The organism is Flavobacterium anhuiense (genome assembly GCF_004151235.1).
In the GTDB taxonomy this organism is placed as follows: Bacteria; Bacteroidota; Bacteroidia; order Flavobacteriales; family Flavobacteriaceae; genus Flavobacterium; species Flavobacterium anhuiense_A.
The window spans coordinates 113,393-131,996 of record NZ_JUIV01000012.1 but is presented as its reverse complement, the minus strand read 5'-3'; the positions used below and the strand labels follow the sequence as shown (position 1 = coordinate 131,996).

The window sequence follows — 18,604 nt, the reverse complement described above, 5'->3', positions numbered from 1 at the left end:
GCAAATTCACGCAAATTGATTTGTGAAAATCTGTGTAATTTGTGGTTGAAATTAAGTGATTTATTTCACTGTCACTTTCCAAATAGTATTACTGCTGTCGTCGTTTACCAAAAGCGATCCGTCATTCATAACCGTTACTGCAACTGGACGCCCGTAAACTTCTGCTTTGTTTTCGTTAGAAATAAATCCGGTTAAAAAATCTTCTGGTTTTCCTGAAGGTTTCCCATCCTTAAAAGGAACGAATAAAACTTTATAGCCTGAAATTTTTGAACGGTTCCAAGAACCATGCTGTCCCACAAAAGCTCCGTTTTTATATTTTGCTGGAAATTTATCTTTAGTGTAAAATGCTAATCCTAGTGAAGCAGTATGAGAACCAACAGGAACATCGGGAACTATTGCTTTTTCAACCAAATCTTTTCTTTCGCCTTTCATTCTTGGATCTGGAATACTTCCAAAATACGAATATGGCCAACCGTAGAAACCGTCTCTTTTTACACTGGTAATATAATCAGGAACAAGTTCGTCTCCTAATTCGTCACGTTCGTTTACTGCTGTCCAAAGTTCTTTATTCACAGGATTCCAATCCATTCCAACAGGATTTCTTAGTCCCGAAGCAAAGATTTTTTCTCCTGTTCCGTCAGGATTAATTTCGAGAATTGCCGCACGACGAACTTCTTTGTCCATTCCGTTTTCTCCATTATTACTTCCAGAACCTACAGAGACATAAATTTTACTTCCGTCAGGACTTGCCAATAAATTTCTAGTCCAATGATTATTGTAGCCGCCTGCAGGAAGTTCAAGGATTTTTTCTCCTTTTGTTTCCAGTTTCAGCGGATTGTTTTTATAAGGATAGCGGTATAATCCATCGGTATTAGCAATGTAGAAAAAGTCTTTTAAAACTAACATTCCAAAAGGTTTGTTGAGTCCAGAAATAAAAACTTCGCGAGTTTCAAATTTTCCGTCTTTGTCTTTATCTCTTAAAACTGTGATTTGATTTTTACTCGATCTCGTTCCGCTTTCAACCACAAAAATATCTTGGTTTGGCGCAATATAAGTCCAACGCGGATTTTCGAATCCGTCAGCAAATTTGGTTACCGTAAAACCTTCAGGTGCTTTTGGTGTCTTGCCAGCTGGCCATCCAATTACTTTACTATTATTCGTTTTAGATTCGGTTGCATAGGGCGGAGGAAGCGTAATATCTCCAATGGCAGTTTTTACAACATTGCCTGGCTGTTTGCCAAGCGCTTCTTTTTCTTCTTTTTTTACTTGCCCATTGCAGGCAGTCATTAAGGCTAGTAGGGGTATAGATAATAGGGATAAGGGTTTTTTCATCGGTTTTTTGTAGTTAAATGATTATATCACAACAATTTACTGAAATTTAGAATAGGGTCAAAAAATAATTTGTAAACATTAACTGATATTTAACATTCATAAAAAATATCTCGATACAGTTTATTTTGATAGAAGCTGTTAAGTTCTAATTCTTTATCTTTGTCCATTATTTTAAAAAGAAAAATAATGATACAACTTCACGATAAACAATTTGTTCCGTTTATTTCGGCTAAAGAAATTGATTTTGCTTTAACTAAAATGGTGGCTCAGGTAGAAGACGATTTTGGCGATGACACACCAATTTTTATTGGGGTTCTTAATGGCGCTTTTATGGTAGTGTCAGATTTTCTGAAAAAATATAAAAAGCCTTGTGAAGTTTCATTTATAAAAATGGCTTCGTACGAAGGAACTGAAACGACAAATACCGTTAAGGAATTAATTGGAATCAATCAGGATCTTTCAGGAAGAACAGTAATTATCATCGAAGATATTATTGATACTGGAAATACTATTGAAGAATTAAAGCATTTGTTTAAAGCACAAAACGTAAAGCATTTTAAAATCGCGACTTTGTTCTTTAAGCCAGAAGCATACAAAAAAGACATCAAAATAGATTATATCGGAATTCGAATTCCGAATAAATTTATTGTTGGTTACGGTTTAGATTACGATGGTTTAGGAAGAAACCTAACCGAAATTTACAAATTAGCAGAATAACAAAATACAACTAAATATTCATTTAAAGACTTCTGAAAGACAGAAGTAACAACACTCATTTCAATTATGATTAACATCGTTTTATTTGGAAAGCCTGGTGCAGGAAAAGGAACTCAGGCAGAATTTTTAAAAGAGAAATACAATTTAACGCACCTTTCGACAGGAGATATTTTTCGTTTCAATTTAAAAAATGATACTGAACTAGGAAAACAAGCAAGAGTTTTTATGGACAATGGAGAATTGGTTCCTTGCGAAGTAACAACTGCAATGTTAATTGATGAGGTGAAAAAACACCCAGATACAGCAGGATTTTTGTTTGACGGTTACCCAAGAACAATCAACCAAGCTGAAGCTTTAGACAAATTTTTGCCAACAATCGGATCTAGCGTAACAGCTACAATTGCTTTAGAAGCTGATGATGAAATTTTGGTAAAACGTCTATTAGAAAGAGGAAAAACAAGCGGAAGAGCTGACGATCAAGACGAAGAAAAAATTCGTGTGAGATATCAGGAATACAATGAGAAAACAGCTCCTCTAATTGGATATTATAAAGAACAAGGTAAGTTTCATGCTGTTGATGGTATTGGAACTATCGAACAAATTACAGAGCGCTTAACGTCAGTTATAGATAATTTGTAGAAGCTTTCCAGCTGTACGTTACATTCCGATAGTTATCGGGACGCAAAAAAAACTATTTTTCTAACTCTAAAACGGGCTTTTCAAATGTTTTTGACAATCAATGTTTTTGGGTTAGAAAAATTAGTTTTTTAATTGACAGCCATTTATATTTAAGATTACAAATTACATTTAACAAGACCATTTTATAACGAATCCACTATCAATTGGAAATACTAATTATATTTTTTCTAATTCTATTAAACGGAGTTTTCTCCATGTCTGAAATCGCATTGATTTCGGCCCGTAAAAACAGGTTGGAAACAGCAGCGAAAAAAGGCAACAAAAGTGCTAAAACAGCACTCGATTTAGCCAATTCCCCAAATAAGTTTTTATCTACAGTACAAATCGGAATTACCTTAATCGGAATTTTGACGGGTATTTATTCTGGTGACAAAATCACAGCAGATGTTGAACTTTTTGTGGCAGGAATTGCGGTTCTAAAACCTTATGCGCATTCAATCGCAGTGGGAATTGTAGTTGTAGTTTTAACTTTCTTTTCTTTGGTTTTAGGAGAATTACTTCCAAAACGAATCGGATTAAATTATCCAGAAGCAATTGCAAAAATGGTTGCAATGCCAATGAAAGTGATTTCGATTATTACAGCTCCATTTATTTGGTTGTTGACTTCATCAACAGATTTCTTGTTGAATGTTTTTCAGATCAAACCAACTGCTGACGGAAAAGTTACCGAAGAAGAAATTAAAGCCATCATTAAAGAAGGAACAGAAGTTGGAGAAGTTCAAGAAATTGAACAAGATATTGTGGAGCGTGTTTTTCATATCGGTGATAGAAAAGTAAATTCTTTAATGACGCACCGCAAATCGGTTGACATGTTGCCATTAAAAGCCGATAAAGACAAAATTAAAGAGCTGGTTGTTCAGGATCTTCATGCAGTTTATCCAGTATACAACGATAATTATGATGATATAGTTGGAGTTGCAACGTTAAAAAATATTTTCGCCAATATTGAAAATGATAATTTTGATTTTTCATCTATAATAACTGAAGCGCCTTATTTAATGGAGCAGACTACAGCTTATAAAGCTTTAGAAAACTTCAAGAAAACAGGAATTCACTACGCTTTGGTTTCGGACGAGTATGGAGTTTTTCAAGGTATGATTACGTTGAATGATATTCTGGAAGCTTTAGTAGGTGATGCCTCGGAATTTTACAAAGACGAATTCCAGCTTATAGAGAGAGAAGACGGTTCATGGCTAGTTGACGGACATTATTCGTTACACGATTTTTTAACGTATTTCGAATTAGATGAGCTGACAAACGATTACGAAGTAAACACCGTAAGCGGAATGATTATGACTGAGCTTTCGCATATTCCAAAAGAAGGCGAAAAATTGGTTTGGCAAAAATTCGTTCTAGAAGTAATCGATATGGACGGCGTTAAGATTGATAAAGTTTTAGTAAAAACGCTTAAAGAGTAAAATTTGTTTCAAGTTTAAAGTTTCAAGTTGGTTGACGTTCTGTTGACTTGAAACTTGAAACATGAAACTACACATAAACAAGAAAAAATGACAGAAGGAAATTTTGTAGATTACGTTAAGATATATGTTTCTTCCGGAAAAGGAGGGAAAGGATCTACGCATTTACATAGAGAGAAATTTATTGAAAAAGGTGGTCCGGACGGTGGAGATGGCGGTCGCGGAGGACATGTGTATTTGGTTGGAAATAAAGGACTCTGGACATTATTTCATTTAAAGTTTGCACGTCACATTAAAGCAGGTCACGGTGGAGATGGAGGTTCTGACAGAAGTACAGGTGCAGACGGAGAAGATAAAATCATTGAAGTGCCACTAGGAACTGTTGTAAAAGACAAAGAAACTGGAGAAACACTTTTTGAAATTACAGAACACGGAGAGAAACAAATTCTAGCAAGAGGAGGAAAAGGAGGTTTAGGAAACTGGCATTTTAGAAGTTCTACAAACCAGACACCTCGTTATGCACAGCCAGGTTTGTTGGGTGTAGAAATGGATGTGATTTTGGAATTGAAAGTTTTGGCCGATGTTGGTTTAGTTGGTTTTCCAAATGCTGGAAAATCTACTTTATTATCTGTTTTGACTTCTGCAAAACCAAAAATCGCCGATTATCCGTTTACGACTTTAAAGCCAAATTTAGGAATTGTTGCGTATAGAGATTTTCAATCTTTTGTAATTGCTGATATTCCTGGAATTATTGAAGGAGCCGCAGAAGGAAAAGGTTTAGGTCATTATTTCTTGCGTCATATTGAGCGTAATTCGACTTTATTATTTTTAATTCCAGTGGATACTGCTGATATTAAAGGCGAATATGATATTTTGGTAAACGAATTGACTAAGTATAATCCTGAAATGTTGGATAAAGAACGTCTGGTTGTGATTTCAAAATGCGATATGTTAGATGATGAATTGAAAGCAGAATTGAAAGCAGAATTAGATGTTTCTTTCAAGGATGTTCCTTATATGTTTATTTCGTCTGTTGCGCAGCAAGGTTTAACAGATTTGAAAGACAGGCTTTGGAAAATGCTTAACGAATAAGATTCTGAGTTTGTGAGATTCTAAGCTCAAAGCAGAAAATTTAGAATCTTAGTATCTTAGTAACTTTTCAAAAAAGGTGTTCTGTTCTCAGAGCACCTTTTTTGTTTTATAATGTTAAATTCGTAATAAACTGCTAAAAATATAGTGTCATTTTTAATTTTAAGATTGTTTAGGTTGAGATAATTGCTAAAATGGCTTATATTCGCATCACTTAAACAATATAACATGAAAAAAGTAATTTTATTCTTGACCATGTGCCTTATGGCTTTCCCGATGAGAGCCGATGAAGGAATGTGGTTTTTGATGTTTATCGAAAGATTGAACCATAGAGATATGGAAAAAATGGGCTTGCAATTGACAGCCGAAGAAATTTACAGCATTAATCACCATAGCTTAAAAGATGCGATTGTACAATTCAATGGAGGATGTACTGCAGAAATCGTTTCAAATACTGGTTTGGTATTAACTAATCACCACTGTGGATACGGTGCGATTGCAGAGCTTTCAACTGCAGAACAAAATCATTTAAAAGATGGTTTTTGGGCAAAAAGCCGTTCTGAAGAATTGAAACCAAAATCTTTGTTTGTTCGTTTCTTCGTTCGTATGGATGATGTTTCTAAAAGAATCTTATCTAAAGTAAACGATCAAATGACTGAAACGGAAAGAAACAAAGCGATTCAACAAGAAATCAGTTTGATCGAAAAAGAGAACAGCGAAAACGGAAAATATACAGTTTCTGTTCGTCCTTTCTTTCAAGGAAATGAATATTACTATTTTGTTTACCAAGATTATACAGACGTTCGTTTAGTTGGAACGCCTCCTGAAAGCGTTGGTAAGTTTGGTGGAGATACAGACAACTGGGAATGGCCTCGTCAAACAGGAGATTTCTCTATGTTTAGAGTTTATGCTGACAAAGACGGAAATCCAGCTGCTTATTCTAAAGATAATGTGCCATTACAGCCAAAACACTATTTGCCTGTAAGTTTAAAAGGTGTTAAAGAAAATGATTTTGCAATGATCTTAGGTTATCCAGGAAGAACAAATCGTTGGATGCCAGCTGGAGGAATTGAGCAAAACATTAAATATGCTTATCCTGCATGGGTTGAAGGTGCTAAAACCGGAATGGATGTTATGAAAAAGTATATGGATAAAGATGCAACTGTTCGTTTACAGTACGCTTCTAAATATGCTTCGACTGCAAACTACTGGAAAAACCGTCAGGGTATGATCGATGCTTTAACAAAAGCAGGAACGGTTGATACAAAAGCAGAACAAGAAGATAAATTCTATGAGTGGGCAAGTAAACCTGCAAATAAAGAAAAGTACGAGAATGTAATTCCGACTATCAACGATTATTACAGAGAAACAAATTTAAAAGCGCGTCATGATAATTATTTGACTCAGCTTTTACGTACTTCTGCTTATGCTACAGGACCAGCTAATTTAGGTAATGCCTTAATTGCTTACTACAAAGAAAATGATGCTAAAAAAGCTGAAATGCTTCCTAAAATCAATGCAATGGTAGAAAGCATTTATGGAGATTTTTATGCACCATTAGAAAAAGATGTTCTAACGGCTCAATTGAATTTATATGCTTCTAAAGCTGCTGAGTATGGACTTGCTCCAGAAATTGCAAAAATGAAAACGGCTAACAATGGTGACTTTACTGCTGATGTAGCAAAAGCAACTGAAATTAGCTATTTTACAACTAAAGAAAAAGTATTAGCATTTTTAGCTGATCCAAAACCATTGGCAATTGTACACGATCCGTTGTATATTATTTCTAATGATTTATTGACAAAATACCGTGCTAAAACAGATGATCAGGCAAAAGCAGACGATGGTTTTGCAACGGCTTACCGTAAATTGGTAGAAGGTTTAAGAGAATCTAAATTAAACGCAATTAAATATCCTGATGCAAACTCTACTTTGAGATTGACTTACGGAAAAGTTCGCGCTTTACCTGCAGATCCTCGTAACGATGCAAAAATCAACAACTATACAACAATGGAAAGTATGGTTAAAAAATACAAAGCGGGAGATCAAGAATTTGATTTGCCAGCTCGTTTATTAGAATTAAACAAGAAAAAAGATTACGGACAATATGCTGATAAAGCAGGTTACATGCCAGTAAACTTCTTGACAGATAATGATATTACAGGAGGGAATTCAGGTTCACCAGTTCTTAACGGAAAAGGAGAATTAATCGGAATTGCTTTTGACGGAAATATCGAAGCAATGGCTGGAGACGTAATTTTCGATTCTAAATTACAAAGAACTATCAACGTTGATATTCGTTACGTACTTTGGATTATAGACAAATACGCTGGAGCTAAAAACATTATCGACGAGTTGACGATTGCTAAATAATCTTAAATTCTGAATTCTGAATATAAAGCCCGACAGGTTTCTGAAACTTGTCGGGTTTTTTATTTTCTTCTAATTAATTTATCTCCAAAACCAAATGTGGCATATTATATTTCCTTATTTTTGAAGAATAATATAGTTAGAGAATCTACGATATAAAATAATCAAATGACAAATTCGGGTTTGGGATTTGGAATTTAAATTTTGGAATTTTTAAATGAAAACACATTTCATCGCCATCGGCGGAAGCGCAATGCACAATCTGGCATTAGCATTACATAATAAAGGATACCAAGTTACTGGAAGCGACGATGCTATTTTTGAACCTTCAAAATCAAGACTAGAAAAAAAAGGAATTCTTCCTTCAGAGCTGGGTTGGTTTCCAGAAAAAATTACTTCTGATATTGATGCTGTTATTTTAGGAATGCATGCAAAAGCAGATAATCCTGAATTGTTGAAAGCGCAAGAATTAGGTCTGAAAATCTATTCTTATCCAGAATTTTTATACGAACAATCTAAGAATAAAACGCGCGTTGTAATTGGAGGTTCTCACGGGAAAACGACTATTACATCGATGATTTTGCATGTTATGAATTATCATAATATCGCTGTCGATTATATGGTAGGAGCACAGCTGGAAGGCTTCGACACGATGGTTCATTTAACTGAAGAAAATGATTTTATGGTTTTGGAAGGCGATGAGTATTTGTCTTCTCCTATTGACAGACGCCCAAAATTTCATTTATATCAGCCAAATATTGCTTTAATTTCTGGGATTGCTTGGGATCATATCAATGTTTTTCCAACGTATGAAAACTATGTCGAACAGTTTGAGATTTTCATCGAAAAAATTACAAATGGCGGAATTTTGGTTTACAATGAAAATGATCCAGAAGTAAAACGTGTTTCTGAGGCAGCAACAAATCCGATTAGAAAAATTGCATATTCAACTCCAGAATATTCTGTAAGTGATGGTGTGACTTTATTAAAAACTCCAGAAGGCGATATGCCGATTGAAGTTTTTGGAGCGCACAACTTAAACAATCTTGCAGGAGCAAAATGGATTTGTCAAAATATGGGCGTTGACGAAGCTGATTTCTACGAAGCAATTGCAAGTTTCAAAGGCGCCTCTAAACGTTTAGAAAAAATTGCTGAAGGAAAAGGTAAAGTAGCTTACAAAGATTTTGCGCATTCTCCAAGTAAAGTGGCTGCGACAACAAAAGCAGTGAAAGAACAATATCCGAACAGAACTTTGGTGGCATGTTTAGAATTGCATACATACAGCAGTTTAAATGCGGCATTTTTAAAAGAATACGAAGGCGCTTTAGATAATGCTGATGTTGCAGTTGTTTTCTATTCGCCAGATGCTGTGAAAATTAAACAGCTTGAAGAAGTGACTTATGAACAGATTGCTGCTGCTTTCAACAGAAAAGATTTAATCATTTATACCAATCCAGCAGAATTTAAAAAATATTTATTCAACTTAAATTTAGATAATTCGGCTCTTTTATTAATGAGTTCTGGAAATTATGGAGGTTTGAATTTTGATGAGGTAAAAGGATTGATTTCTTAAGTAGTCAATTAGAAAATTAGATAATGTGTCAATTGCTTTGCAGTTGGCACATTTTTTTTAATTATCTCACTACGTTTTTGAAAGATTTTTCTTGTTTTTTTAAGTATCTTCGCATCTTAAAATCATAATTATGGAAGTGGGACATTTCGCTATAAAAAATTGGTCAGATGATGATAAACCTCGCGAAAAATTAATGCTTAAAGGGAAAGACGCTTTGAGTGACGCTGAATTATTAGCAATTTTAATCGGGTCAGGAAGTCGTAATGAATCTGCGGTTGCATTAAGCCAACGAATTTTAGCCTTTACAAAAAATCTAACTGCTTTGGGAAGAATGTCTATTTCGCAATTGATGCAATTTAAGGGTATAGGTGAAGCAAAAGCGGTTTCAATAGTTTCGGCTTTAGAACTAGGCAGAAGGCAGAGAATAGAAGACGTTTTAAAGGTTAAAAAAATAACTTCAAGCAAAGGTGTTTTTGATATTATGCAACCCATTATCGGAGAACTTCCGCATGAAGAATTTTGGGTGCTTTTTCTTAATAATTCTAATAAAGTAATTTATAAATCACAATTAAGCAAAGGAGGTATCGCGGGAACAATTGTAGATATACGCTTGGTTTTTAAATTAGCTTTAGAAAATGGTGCTACAGGCTTGATTTTGTGCCATAATCATCCTTCTGGAAGTTTAGTTCCAAGTAGTGCTGATAAACAAATCACCAAGAAAATTAAAACTGCAGGAGAAATTTTAGATGTTAAAGTTTTAGACCATGTTATTATTACTGAATCAAAATATTATAGTTTTGTAGATGAAGGAATTTTTTAATACATGAACACCAATATTACTGACATCTTTTTTGATTTAGATCATACGCTTTGGGATTTTGATAAAAACTCAGAAATGGCTTTTGATCGAATCTTTAAAAGTAAATATCAAGAAATCGCTACTCAAGATTTTATTAAAGAATATATTCCGATCAATCAAGAATGTTGGAGATTGTATCAGAATGATAAAATTACACATCAGGAGTTGCGTTATAATCGTTTAAAGCTATCTTTTGATGCTTTAAATTATGCAGTTTCAGAAGAGAATATTTTTGAAATTGCCAACGATTATATTGAGTTTCTTACTGATAATAATTATCTTTTTGATGGAGCAATTGAAGTTTTGGAATATTTAAAACCAAAATATAAACTGCATATAATTACAAACGGATTTGCACATGTGCAGGAAAAGAAAATTAATAACGCTTCGCTTGGAGGTTATTTTAGTACAATTACAAATTCGGAACTAGCAGGTGTTAAAAAGCCAAATAGTATTATATTTGATTATGCATTAAAATTGGCTAATACTTCAAAGGAAAACAGCATTATGATTGGAGACGATTTTGAGGCAGACGTAAATGGAGCTTTAAATGCTGGTTTGGATGCTATTTTCTTTAATGAAAAAAAGATAGATGTTTCTGGGAATTATAAACAAATTAACCATTTATTAGAACTAAAAAAATATTTATAATGATGAAGATTAAATTTTTACTCGCAGCAATTTTATGTTCAGTTGTTGGATTTGCGCAATCTATTAATGATTACAAAGCTGTAATTATACCTTTAAGATACGAGTTTATGAAGACTGACAATCAATATCGTTTGGCGACTTTAAGTAAACAGAATTTAGTTAAAGCTGGTTTTGAGGCTTTTTATTCAAATGAACAGCTTCCTGATGGTTATACTGATCGTTGTCAAGTTTTGTATATTGACGTGAAAAAAGATAATGCTTTTTTGGTGACTAAACTTTTTGTTGAATTTAAGGATTGTTACGGACAGGTGGTTTATACATCTGAGGTAGGTAAAAGTAGAGAAAAAGAATATGAAGTTGCTTATAAAGAAGCGTTAGATAATGCTTTTACATCAGTTTATGCTTTGCATTATAAATATAGCGGTAAATCTCTTGCTTCGGCTAAAGTTGCACAGAAAATTACAGCAGAAAGTTTGGCAGCAACAGCCTCTGTTGCTCCTGCAGCAGCGGCAGTAAAAGTGGCAACAACGCCTGCAGCTCCCTCGCCAGATTTAAAAGATCCAAATTTATTGTATGCTCAACCTACAGAATCAGGTTACCAATTAATCGATAAAACACCAAAGGTGGTAATGAAGCTTTTTAAAACATCGCAACCAAATGTTTATATTGCTTCCAAAGATAATGTTCAAGGTTCTTTAATCCTAAAAGAAGATGGACAATGGTATTTTGAATCTTATCAGAATGATAAATTAGTTTCAGAGAAAATTGTAGTTAAATTCTAAAATACAAAATACGGTTTAATAACCGTATTTATCTTTCCAACGGTTCTTTAAAAATTCGCGGGTACTGTTCTCTCTAGAATTGTTTCCGGGATTGTAAAGAACCGTTTCTTTTATTGCATCTGGCAAGAATTCTTGTTCGGCAAAATTGTTGGCATAATCATGCGAATATTTATATTCATCTCCATATCCTAGTTCTTTCATTAATTTAGTAGGAGCATTTCGCAAATGAAGTGGAACAGGCAAATCGCCAGTTTGTTTTACCAATTGTTGTGCGTTTCCAATTGCCATATACGAGGCATTGCTTTTCGGAGAAGTAGCTAAATAAATTGCACATTGGCTTAATATGATTCTGCTCTCCGGATATCCAATAGTGGTAACAGCCTGGAAAGTATTATTGGCCATTATTAAAGCTGTCGGATTGGCATTGCCAATATCTTCGCTCGCCAGAATTAGCATTCTTCTAGCGATGAATTTAACATCTTCGCCGCCTTCAATCATTCTGGCTAGCCAATAAACAGCTCCATTTGGATCGCTGCCGCGAATAGATTTTATAAATGCAGAAATAATATCATAATGCTGTTCGCCAGTTTTGTCATAAAGAACAGTATTTTGCTGTACAAGTTCCAAAACACGATCATTGGTTATTGTGATTTCGTCACCAGCAGAAGCATTAACAACCAATTCAAATACATTTAGAAGTTTTCGTCCGTCACCACCCGAAATTCGAAGTAAAGCTTCTGTTTCTTTTAGATTTATTTTTTTTGTCAATAAATAGGTGTCAGTTTTCATTGCTCGCTCTAACAGAGCTTCTAAATCGGCTTTTGTAAACGCGTTTAATATATAAACTTGACAACGTGACAATAATGCAGGAATCACTTCAAAACTTGGGTTTTCGGTTGTAGCGCCAACCAAAGTTATCCAGCCTTTTTCTACAGCGGCTAAAAGTGAATCTTGCTGTGATTTGCTAAATCTGTGAATTTCATCAATAAATAGAATGGGATTTTTAGCAGTAAAAAGTCCACCACTTTGTTTTGCTTTATCGATAACATCACGAATGTCTTTTACCCCTGAGTTTATAGCGCTAAGAATATAAAAAGGTCTTTTAGATTCTTGTGCAATGATTTGGGCTAAGGTTGTTTTACCTGTACCTGGAGGCCCCCAGAAAATCAATGAAGGAATTATTCCTTTTGAAATCTGTTGTGTTAGAGAGCCAGTTGGCCCAACCAAATGCTGCTGGCTGATATAATCTTCTAATTTTTGCGGACGAATACGCTCTGCTAAAGGTGCTTCCATACTACAAAATTACTATTTTAAGATTTAAATATCATTCATTCAAAGTTAAAACGATTTGCAGAGAAAAGGATTGTTCCAATTTGAGACATTTTTTTAGTGGATATGACAAAATATCAGTAAAATATTTTTGGATAGTTTTTTGAGTTCTCTTAAATGTTATTCTGTAAAATATGAGCGATACTAATTTTAAGTTTTCAAATTCGGTTGTTGGACTTCCGCTGTTTTGTGTTCTTTTTTTATGGGTTGTGTATTGGCTTCAGATTCGGTTCGATTTTGATTTTTATCGATACGGAATTTATCCTCGAGATCTTTTAGGGCTTCGTGGTGTTTTGTTCAGTCCATTTATTCATGAGAATTTAGATCATTTATATAATAATAGTATTCCGCTTGTAATACTCTTGGCTGCGATGCAGTTTTTTTATCCAAAACAAACATTTGGTGTTATTGGTTATGGTATTCTTTTTTCGGGATTGATTACTTGGGTTGTTGGAAGAGAGAATTTCCACATCGGTGCCAGCGGATTGATTTATGTTCTTGTTAGTTTTATTTTTTTTAAAGGTATTCAAACTAAATATTACCGATTGGTAGCTTTGTCCTTGACAGTAATTCTATTGTATGGCGGAATGATATGGTATGTTTTTCCAGATGTCGATCAATCTATTTCTTGGGAAGGACATTTGGCAGGACTTATTACGGGTTTTGTTTTGACTCTGTTTTATAAAGCACCTGAATATGCAAAACCAATTGTTTATGACTGGCAACGCCCTGATTTTGATCCAAGCAATGATCCTTTTATGAGGCATTTTGATGAAGATGGAAATTTTGTTACTTTCTTTCATGAAGAGGAAGAAAAACAGGAGGAATACTTTTTTTCTAGTCATCCAGTAAATTATATTATAACTAAAAAAGAAGAACAAGAAGAGCAAGAAGAGCAAGAAGAAATCTGATCAATATTTATTTTGAAATAAAAAGGTTAAATTTGTTAGATAACGATTTAATCTTTTGAGCATTATGAAGAAAATAAAGTTTTTGGTTTTGTTCTTGTGTTTTGTTATTTACACAAAAGGCATTGCTCAATGTGAAATAAAAAATAGGGTGCAGGCAGATGGAAGTATGATATACTATTTTGAGCCAGCCGTATTTTATACTACCAAATCAAAATCATTAAAAATTAATATTGTCACTGATAAAGAACATTATTTTGTTGCATTACAGCCAACACCATTTCCTGAAAAGAAAGTTGGAAAAAAAATCAAAGACGATTTAATAATTCATTTGGCAGATAATAAAACTTATAAGTTAGCTCATTACGATACACAATATCGACGTAACGATTCCATCATGCAAGTCCTTTATTTGATTGATGATAAAGACCTCGAGTCATTTTCTAATTATGAGGCTATTAGTGCAGAAATAAATATGCAAGGGACTGAATTTGTTCGAAGCTATAATTTTAAGCTTCATAAAAATGCTATTGCGGAACAACTTAAATGTTTTTTAAAGAAGGAAGAAAACTAAATTATTCTTCGTCCTTTATTTCAGGATGTTTTTTGGTTTCTATTTTCTTTTGAAGATTTCGAAAAAGATTATTGAAGGTTACAGTAAGAGAAGCAGCATTGGTTGTTTGATTTCCATTATTCCTTGGAAGATACTCGTTGCAATAAGTTAATTCTAGCTGAAAATCATCCGAGAATAAATAACCGGCGCCAATATTCAACCGATTCCGATCAAAGAAACTTTCACCTGTAACTTTTGCGCCAGATTTGAAATAGAGTTCATCTGAAGCAATTGCATATACTACACCTTCTCTTAGTATTTTACTATTGATTGGTTTTATATATTTAATCTGCTGACGATATCTAAAAACATTTTCATATTGATCGTCTTCATTTCTAATGTGACGATATTCAGTACGCATTCTTGTGCTTAAAGTGTAACCGGTTTTATGAAAGTAATAAATGCCTTGAAGAGCAAAACGCCATTCAGGAGATTCAAATTGACCTATCTCAGGAACATCTCGATTGTTGAAATAGGCAATAAAAGCAGAGAATTTCCATCTCGGAGAAAAGTAGTAATGTCCCCAACCTCTAATAGATCTTTGAATGGTATTCTCAAATAAGTTGCCTGAAGATTCTGTACTGCTGTAAGCGGCGGCAAAATCTATTTCAGTTGCCCATTTTTTGCTTAAAGTTTGGTTAAACTGAATTTCATTCCAGAACTGATTGTACGTAGTATTTTGTCCGTAGCTGTTTGTAATTAATGAAATTACAAACAGGCATCGGAATATTATAACTTTTGATTTTGAATTAGATTTTGAAAGCATTAATTAAAGGTATTTAATTATTTCATTCGCATCTTAATCTCTCAATGTATTTTTAGGTTCTTTGTCGAACGGCTTCGTATAGGAAAGCACCACAGGCAACAGATACGTTTAAAGATCCTATAGATCCAAACATGGGTAACTTAGCTTTTTCGTCTACTATTTTCAAAACAGAAGGGTTTATCCCTCGATCTTCAGATCCCATAATAATTGCTACTGGCTCAGCTAATGAGATGTCATATATGTTTTGATCTGTTTTTTCAGTCGCAGCTACTGTTTTTATTCCAGAGCCTTGTAGATAAAAGATAGCATCTTTTATATGTTCTACTTTGCAAATAGGAACATTAAATACTGCCCCAGCAGAAGTTTTAACGGTATCTCCATTTACTGGTGCAGAACCTGCTTTTTGTATAATGATTCCGTTTACACCAGTACATTCTGCTGTTCTAATAATTGCGCCAAAATTTCTAGCATCTGATATTTGGTCCAAGATAAGAAAAAGAGGTTTTTTACCTGACTCTATTGTAGATTCAACTAGATGTTCTAAATCTATAAAACCAATAGGAGAGATGGTGGCTACAGCTCCTTGATGATTATTTGGAGTAAGACGATTTAGTTTTTCTACAGGCACATAAGAGAAGTTAACGTTTGCACGTTTCATTACCTTCATTAAATCTTTCATAAGCTCACCAGAAATATCTTTCTGTATGAAAACTTTATCCACTTCTTTTCCTGCCTGAATTGCTTCTATGATGGCTCTAATGCCAAATATTTGATGTTCTTTTTCCATTGGACAAATATAGGTAATATGTTTATATAAAAAAACCACCCCAAATTAATGGGGTGGTTTAATATTTAGACTACTTGAATAAAAATTTTAGTATTCGTCTTCGTAGAAACCAGTTCTTTTATGACCTTCATAAAGAATATCATAACCAGCAGGATCATAATCAAAATGAGCTCTGAATGAGATTTTGTCTACTTTATGTCCACCTTTTGATGTTGCAGCTCCCTTTTCAATTTTTCCATTTGTAATAGTAACTTTAGATCCATCTAATAGGTTGTCTGCAGAAGTAGCTGAGAAAGTACCTGTTTTAACATCAACAACTACTTTACATTTAATCCAATATCCGTGTTTTGCATCATCAATCCACATTGTATTGTCATTAGCTGCGGTATTATAAGTTTCGTGTAATGCGTTAGCTACGACCACTTTTCCATCACTATCTGTAAGTGTTATGAACCAGTCACCTGACATAGATTCTACTGATGTTCCTCCTGGATCTGTATCTCCAACTTCATCACAAGCTACAAATGACGTAAGTACAAGCATTGCTACAAGTACACGTGTTATATTTAGTTTTAATTTTTTCATTGTAATGTGTTTTATTATCGTTTAAATATTCTTTCTGCTGTTCCAAATACTGCTGAAGCATAGATAACCCATTTCCAGTTGTTTTTGTCAGTGATAGTTCCTATGTTGCTTTCTGCAGATATTCCTGATTCAGAAGCGCTTGGGTTGTAAGGAGCATAAACCTGTTTGTCATCTATGTTGTAGAATTCCATTTTCAACAAATCAGCAGGTACGTTATAACCAGTTGCGTTGTCACAGCTGTATTTTCTGTCTCCAAGTTTAGTTACAACATTCGGATTGCCATTTCTAAAGAAAGTACCAGTCAAATCAATTGTACTTGGTTTGTTACTCAAAACTACTATTGTACGAGTTAAGTAAGCAGGGAAACCATCACTATTTGTAGCAGAGTATTTAATTTTGTAAACAGTTGGTTTGCTAGTGTCTACTGTACCATCGATTTTCACTGGAAGAGCTTTTCCGTCAGCTTCAGCATCTACTCCTGCTTCTGTGTATGTATCTCCTTGAGTTAGAACAACAAGAGCATCTCCATGCATAGTCATGTTCGCATAAGCTGTTACTTTTGAAACATTGTCAGTATCTGCTTCACATGAAGTAAACAATAGTCCTGAGACTATCATTAGGGATATATATATTTTTTTCATTGTTTATTTTTTTTAGTTAACGTCCCACCAAACTGGAGCAGTTATTTTTGCTAAAGCTGGAGCATTTGGATTACGTGTTTTTACAGTATTTGGTAAAACAAGTCTTCTAGGGAAAACATCACTTGTAACATTCTCAACAGAGATTGCAAATTGTCCTGGGATGTAATCTTCATCTGTCTGAGGAACAGCTGATTCTTTTGGGAAACCAGTTCTATTTTGTTCGAAGAAAGATTCGTAACCATTTCCAGGGAAGCTAGCAATCCATTTTTGAGTGATAATTGCTTCAATTTGAGCAGTAGCTCCTGTTGCAGGGAATTCATATTTTCCTCCTGGAGCTAAGAAAGCAGCAGGGCTTCCAACTGGACCAGTAATTGGAGCAATAGAAGTAGTGTTGTCGTATTTCTTGAAGTTTGCAGCAACACCTAAATCGTATTTTTCTTTAGCTCCTGCACCTCCATAATATCTAACAAGAGCTTCTGCTTGCAAGAAGTAACTTTCTTCTGCACTCATGAAATATAAAGGAGTTTTTGCGTATAACGTTACTAATGAAAGTCCAGTAGCTCCATTTTCGAAATCTCCTTGGTTATTAGGTACTCCTGCTCCGTAATACTTATTCAAACGAGGGTCAGCATTTGCTTGTAAGTAAAGGTATAAAGTTTTACTAGCTCTAAGGTTTAATGTTGTATTTAACTGTCTTCTGTCAGTTTCATACAATGGATTACTTCTGTCAGCAGCATCTTCAAATTGAGTCATTGCAGCATCAACATCTAAGAATTCTGCACCAGAATCAATTAAACTTTTAATACCTGATTGCGCCAATGTAGGATTTACTTGTGTTAATCTAAGGTGTAATTTTAACAATAAAGAGTTACCAAATTTTGTCCAATTAGACATTGTACCATTAAAGATAAAATCATCTTTTCCTGGCGCAGCTCCAACAGAAGAACTTAGATCTTTAGATAAAGCTAATTTTAAATCAGCAATCATTAAATCGTAAGTTTCTTTACCTGTATTGAATTTAGGTTGCAAGAAATTTGGGTTATTTGCTTCAGTATAAGGAATTGCATCATACCAGTCTGTTAAAATTTGCGAAGCTTCAACTTCAAGAACAGTAGCAATTAAGTAATAGTTCCAGTTTCCTTCAGCTTCAGCTTGTTTTTTTACAACTCGAATGTCGTTTAAAGCATCATACATTGCAGTCCATGCAGTTTGGAAATCATTTGTTCCAAGGCTGTACTGGTCAATGTTTTTATACTGATTTGAAGTAGTGTTTTGTGTCCAGAATTGAGACCAAAACCCTCCAATTAGAGCATAGTATGATCCTTGGGCACCAGCAAGACCAGCAATACCTGCAGGCAAAATAGTGCTATTAGCTTGTCCAGGAGGCAAAGCATCCGGGTCTCTATTAATGTCAAATGTTTCATCACATGACACTAATAAGAAAAGTGCTGTTATTATTGTTGCTATTTTTTTCATTTTCTATGAATT

General features: G+C 34.2%; 18 protein-coding genes. 11 read left to right on the top strand and 7 right to left on the bottom strand.

Annotation, left to right across the window (positions count from 1 at the left end):
• Positions 1 to 60: 60 nt before the first annotated feature.
• The gene (locus tag NU08_RS15130; protein ID WP_129747978.1) at positions 61 to 1,332 is read right to left on the bottom strand and encodes a PQQ-dependent sugar dehydrogenase; all 1,272 of its coding nucleotides are present in this window, start codon (positions 1,330 to 1,332) and stop codon (positions 61 to 63) included.
• A 186-nt stretch (positions 1,333 to 1,518) separates the two neighbouring features.
• Here NU08_RS15130 and hpt point away from each other — a divergent pair, with 186 nt between their 5' ends.
• From hpt to NU08_RS15090, 9 genes are all read left to right on the top strand, one after another.
• A complete protein-coding gene (gene hpt, locus NU08_RS22510; RefSeq protein ID WP_160782686.1) occupies positions 1,519 to 2,049 on the top strand; it encodes a hypoxanthine phosphoribosyltransferase in 531 nt (176 codons plus the stop codon).
• Between the two features lie 66 nt (positions 2,050 to 2,115).
• Positions 2,116 to 2,688, top strand: a complete 573-nt coding sequence (locus tag NU08_RS22505; RefSeq protein WP_239452933.1) for an adenylate kinase — start codon at positions 2,116 to 2,118, stop codon at positions 2,686 to 2,688.
• Between the two features lie 203 nt (positions 2,689 to 2,891).
• Entirely contained in the window at positions 2,892 to 4,166 is a 1,275-nt protein-coding gene (locus tag NU08_RS15120) for a hemolysin family protein (protein WP_129747977.1), read from the top strand.
• 87 nt (positions 4,167 to 4,253) lie between these two features.
• Positions 4,254 to 5,255: a GTPase ObgE gene (gene obgE, locus NU08_RS15115; protein ID WP_119793062.1), complete on the top strand. Its 1,002-nt coding sequence runs from the start codon at positions 4,254 to 4,256 to the stop codon at positions 5,253 to 5,255.
• A 225-nt stretch (positions 5,256 to 5,480) separates the two neighbouring features.
• Positions 5,481 to 7,625: a S46 family peptidase gene (locus tag NU08_RS15110; RefSeq protein ID WP_129747976.1), complete on the top strand. Its 2,145-nt coding sequence runs from the start codon at positions 5,481 to 5,483 to the stop codon at positions 7,623 to 7,625.
• A 214-nt stretch (positions 7,626 to 7,839) separates the two neighbouring features.
• Entirely contained in the window at positions 7,840 to 9,195 is a 1,356-nt protein-coding gene (locus NU08_RS15105; protein ID WP_129747975.1) for a UDP-N-acetylmuramate--L-alanine ligase, read from the top strand.
• A gap of 130 nt (positions 9,196 to 9,325) precedes the next feature.
• Entirely contained in the window at positions 9,326 to 10,015 is a 690-nt protein-coding gene (radC, locus tag NU08_RS15100; protein ID WP_129747974.1) for a RadC family protein, read from the top strand.
• A gap of 3 nt (positions 10,016 to 10,018) precedes the next feature.
• Positions 10,019 to 10,705, top strand: a complete 687-nt coding sequence (locus NU08_RS15095) for a YjjG family noncanonical pyrimidine nucleotidase (RefSeq protein WP_129747973.1) — start codon at positions 10,019 to 10,021, stop codon at positions 10,703 to 10,705.
• A 2-nt stretch (positions 10,706 to 10,707) separates the two neighbouring features.
• Entirely contained in the window at positions 10,708 to 11,487 is a 780-nt protein-coding gene (locus NU08_RS15090) for a hypothetical protein (protein WP_165352462.1), read from the top strand.
• A 15-nt stretch (positions 11,488 to 11,502) separates the two neighbouring features.
• Here NU08_RS15090 and NU08_RS15085 read toward each other — a convergent pair whose 3' ends face one another.
• Entirely contained in the window at positions 11,503 to 12,780 is a 1,278-nt protein-coding gene (locus NU08_RS15085) for a replication-associated recombination protein A (RefSeq protein ID WP_129747971.1), read from the bottom strand.
• 170 nt (positions 12,781 to 12,950) lie between these two features.
• Here NU08_RS15085 and NU08_RS15080 point away from each other — a divergent pair, with 170 nt between their 5' ends.
• Both NU08_RS15080 and NU08_RS15075 read left to right on the top strand, forming a co-directional pair.
• Positions 12,951 to 13,727 carry a rhomboid family intramembrane serine protease gene (locus NU08_RS15080; RefSeq protein WP_129747970.1) on the top strand — a complete coding sequence of 259 codons (777 nt, stop codon included), beginning with the start codon at positions 12,951 to 12,953 and terminating at the stop codon, positions 13,725 to 13,727.
• 64 nt (positions 13,728 to 13,791) lie between these two features.
• Positions 13,792 to 14,298, top strand: a complete 507-nt coding sequence (locus tag NU08_RS15075; RefSeq protein ID WP_165352460.1) for a hypothetical protein — start codon at positions 13,792 to 13,794, stop codon at positions 14,296 to 14,298.
• Position 14,299: 1 nt separating this feature from the next.
• On the opposite strand, the gene NU08_RS15070 is transcribed toward NU08_RS15075, so the two are convergent.
• The 5 genes from NU08_RS15070 to NU08_RS15050 form a co-directional block, all read right to left on the bottom strand.
• Positions 14,300 to 15,103, bottom strand: a complete 804-nt coding sequence (locus tag NU08_RS15070) for a DUF2490 domain-containing protein (RefSeq protein ID WP_129747969.1) — start codon at positions 15,101 to 15,103, stop codon at positions 14,300 to 14,302.
• A 52-nt stretch (positions 15,104 to 15,155) separates the two neighbouring features.
• A complete protein-coding gene (rlmB, locus tag NU08_RS15065) occupies positions 15,156 to 15,890 on the bottom strand; it encodes a 23S rRNA (guanosine(2251)-2'-O)-methyltransferase RlmB (protein WP_129747968.1) in 735 nt (244 codons plus the stop codon).
• 87 nt (positions 15,891 to 15,977) lie between these two features.
• Positions 15,978 to 16,475 carry a lipid-binding protein gene (locus tag NU08_RS15060; RefSeq protein ID WP_129747967.1) on the bottom strand — a complete coding sequence of 166 codons (498 nt, stop codon included), beginning with the start codon at positions 16,473 to 16,475 and terminating at the stop codon, positions 15,978 to 15,980.
• A gap of 14 nt (positions 16,476 to 16,489) precedes the next feature.
• On the bottom strand, positions 16,490 to 17,116 hold the full coding sequence (locus NU08_RS15055) for an immunoglobulin-like domain-containing protein (protein ID WP_129747966.1): 627 nt from the start codon (positions 17,114 to 17,116) through the stop codon (positions 16,490 to 16,492).
• A 12-nt stretch (positions 17,117 to 17,128) separates the two neighbouring features.
• Complete coding sequence (locus tag NU08_RS15050) at positions 17,129 to 18,592, bottom strand: SusD/RagB family nutrient-binding outer membrane lipoprotein (protein ID WP_129747965.1); 1,464 nt, start codon at positions 18,590 to 18,592, stop codon at positions 17,129 to 17,131.
• Positions 18,593 to 18,604: the final 12 nt, after the last annotated feature.

What these genes read in the sequence shown, in the direction of transcription:
- NU08_RS15095 (WP_129747973.1), top strand. Translation starts at nt 10,019, where the DNA reads ATGAACACCAATATTACTGACATCTTTTTTGATTTAGATCATACGCTT.
- NU08_RS15070 (WP_129747969.1), bottom strand. Translation starts at nt 15,103, where the DNA reads ATGCTTTCAAAATCTAATTCAAAATCAAAAGTTATAATATTCCGATGC.
- obgE (WP_119793062.1), top strand. Translation starts at nt 4,254, where the DNA reads ATGACAGAAGGAAATTTTGTAGATTACGTTAAGATATATGTTTCTTCC.
- NU08_RS15085 (WP_129747971.1), bottom strand. Translation starts at nt 12,780, where the DNA reads ATGGAAGCACCTTTAGCAGAGCGTATTCGTCCGCAAAAATTAGAAGAT.
- NU08_RS15105 (WP_129747975.1), top strand. Translation starts at nt 7,840, where the DNA reads ATGAAAACACATTTCATCGCCATCGGCGGAAGCGCAATGCACAATCTG.
- NU08_RS15080 (WP_129747970.1), top strand. Translation starts at nt 12,951, where the DNA reads ATGAGCGATACTAATTTTAAGTTTTCAAATTCGGTTGTTGGACTTCCG.
- NU08_RS15060 (WP_129747967.1), bottom strand. Translation starts at nt 16,475, where the DNA reads ATGAAAAAATTAAAACTAAATATAACACGTGTACTTGTAGCAATGCTT.
- NU08_RS22505 (WP_239452933.1), top strand. Translation starts at nt 2,116, where the DNA reads ATGATTAACATCGTTTTATTTGGAAAGCCTGGTGCAGGAAAAGGAACT.
- hpt (WP_160782686.1), top strand. Translation starts at nt 1,519, where the DNA reads ATGATACAACTTCACGATAAACAATTTGTTCCGTTTATTTCGGCTAAA.
- radC (WP_129747974.1), top strand. Translation starts at nt 9,326, where the DNA reads ATGGAAGTGGGACATTTCGCTATAAAAAATTGGTCAGATGATGATAAA.
- rlmB (WP_129747968.1), bottom strand. Translation starts at nt 15,890, where the DNA reads ATGGAAAAAGAACATCAAATATTTGGCATTAGAGCCATCATAGAAGCA.
- NU08_RS15050 (WP_129747965.1), bottom strand. Translation starts at nt 18,592, where the DNA reads ATGAAAAAAATAGCAACAATAATAACAGCACTTTTCTTATTAGTGTCA.
- NU08_RS15130 (WP_129747978.1), bottom strand. Translation starts at nt 1,332, where the DNA reads ATGAAAAAACCCTTATCCCTATTATCTATACCCCTACTAGCCTTAATG.
- NU08_RS15055 (WP_129747966.1), bottom strand. Translation starts at nt 17,116, where the DNA reads ATGAAAAAAATATATATATCCCTAATGATAGTCTCAGGACTATTGTTT.
- NU08_RS15110 (WP_129747976.1), top strand. Translation starts at nt 5,481, where the DNA reads ATGAAAAAAGTAATTTTATTCTTGACCATGTGCCTTATGGCTTTCCCG.
- NU08_RS15090 (WP_165352462.1), top strand. Translation starts at nt 10,708, where the DNA reads ATGAAGATTAAATTTTTACTCGCAGCAATTTTATGTTCAGTTGTTGGA.
- NU08_RS15075 (WP_165352460.1), top strand. Translation starts at nt 13,792, where the DNA reads ATGAAGAAAATAAAGTTTTTGGTTTTGTTCTTGTGTTTTGTTATTTAC.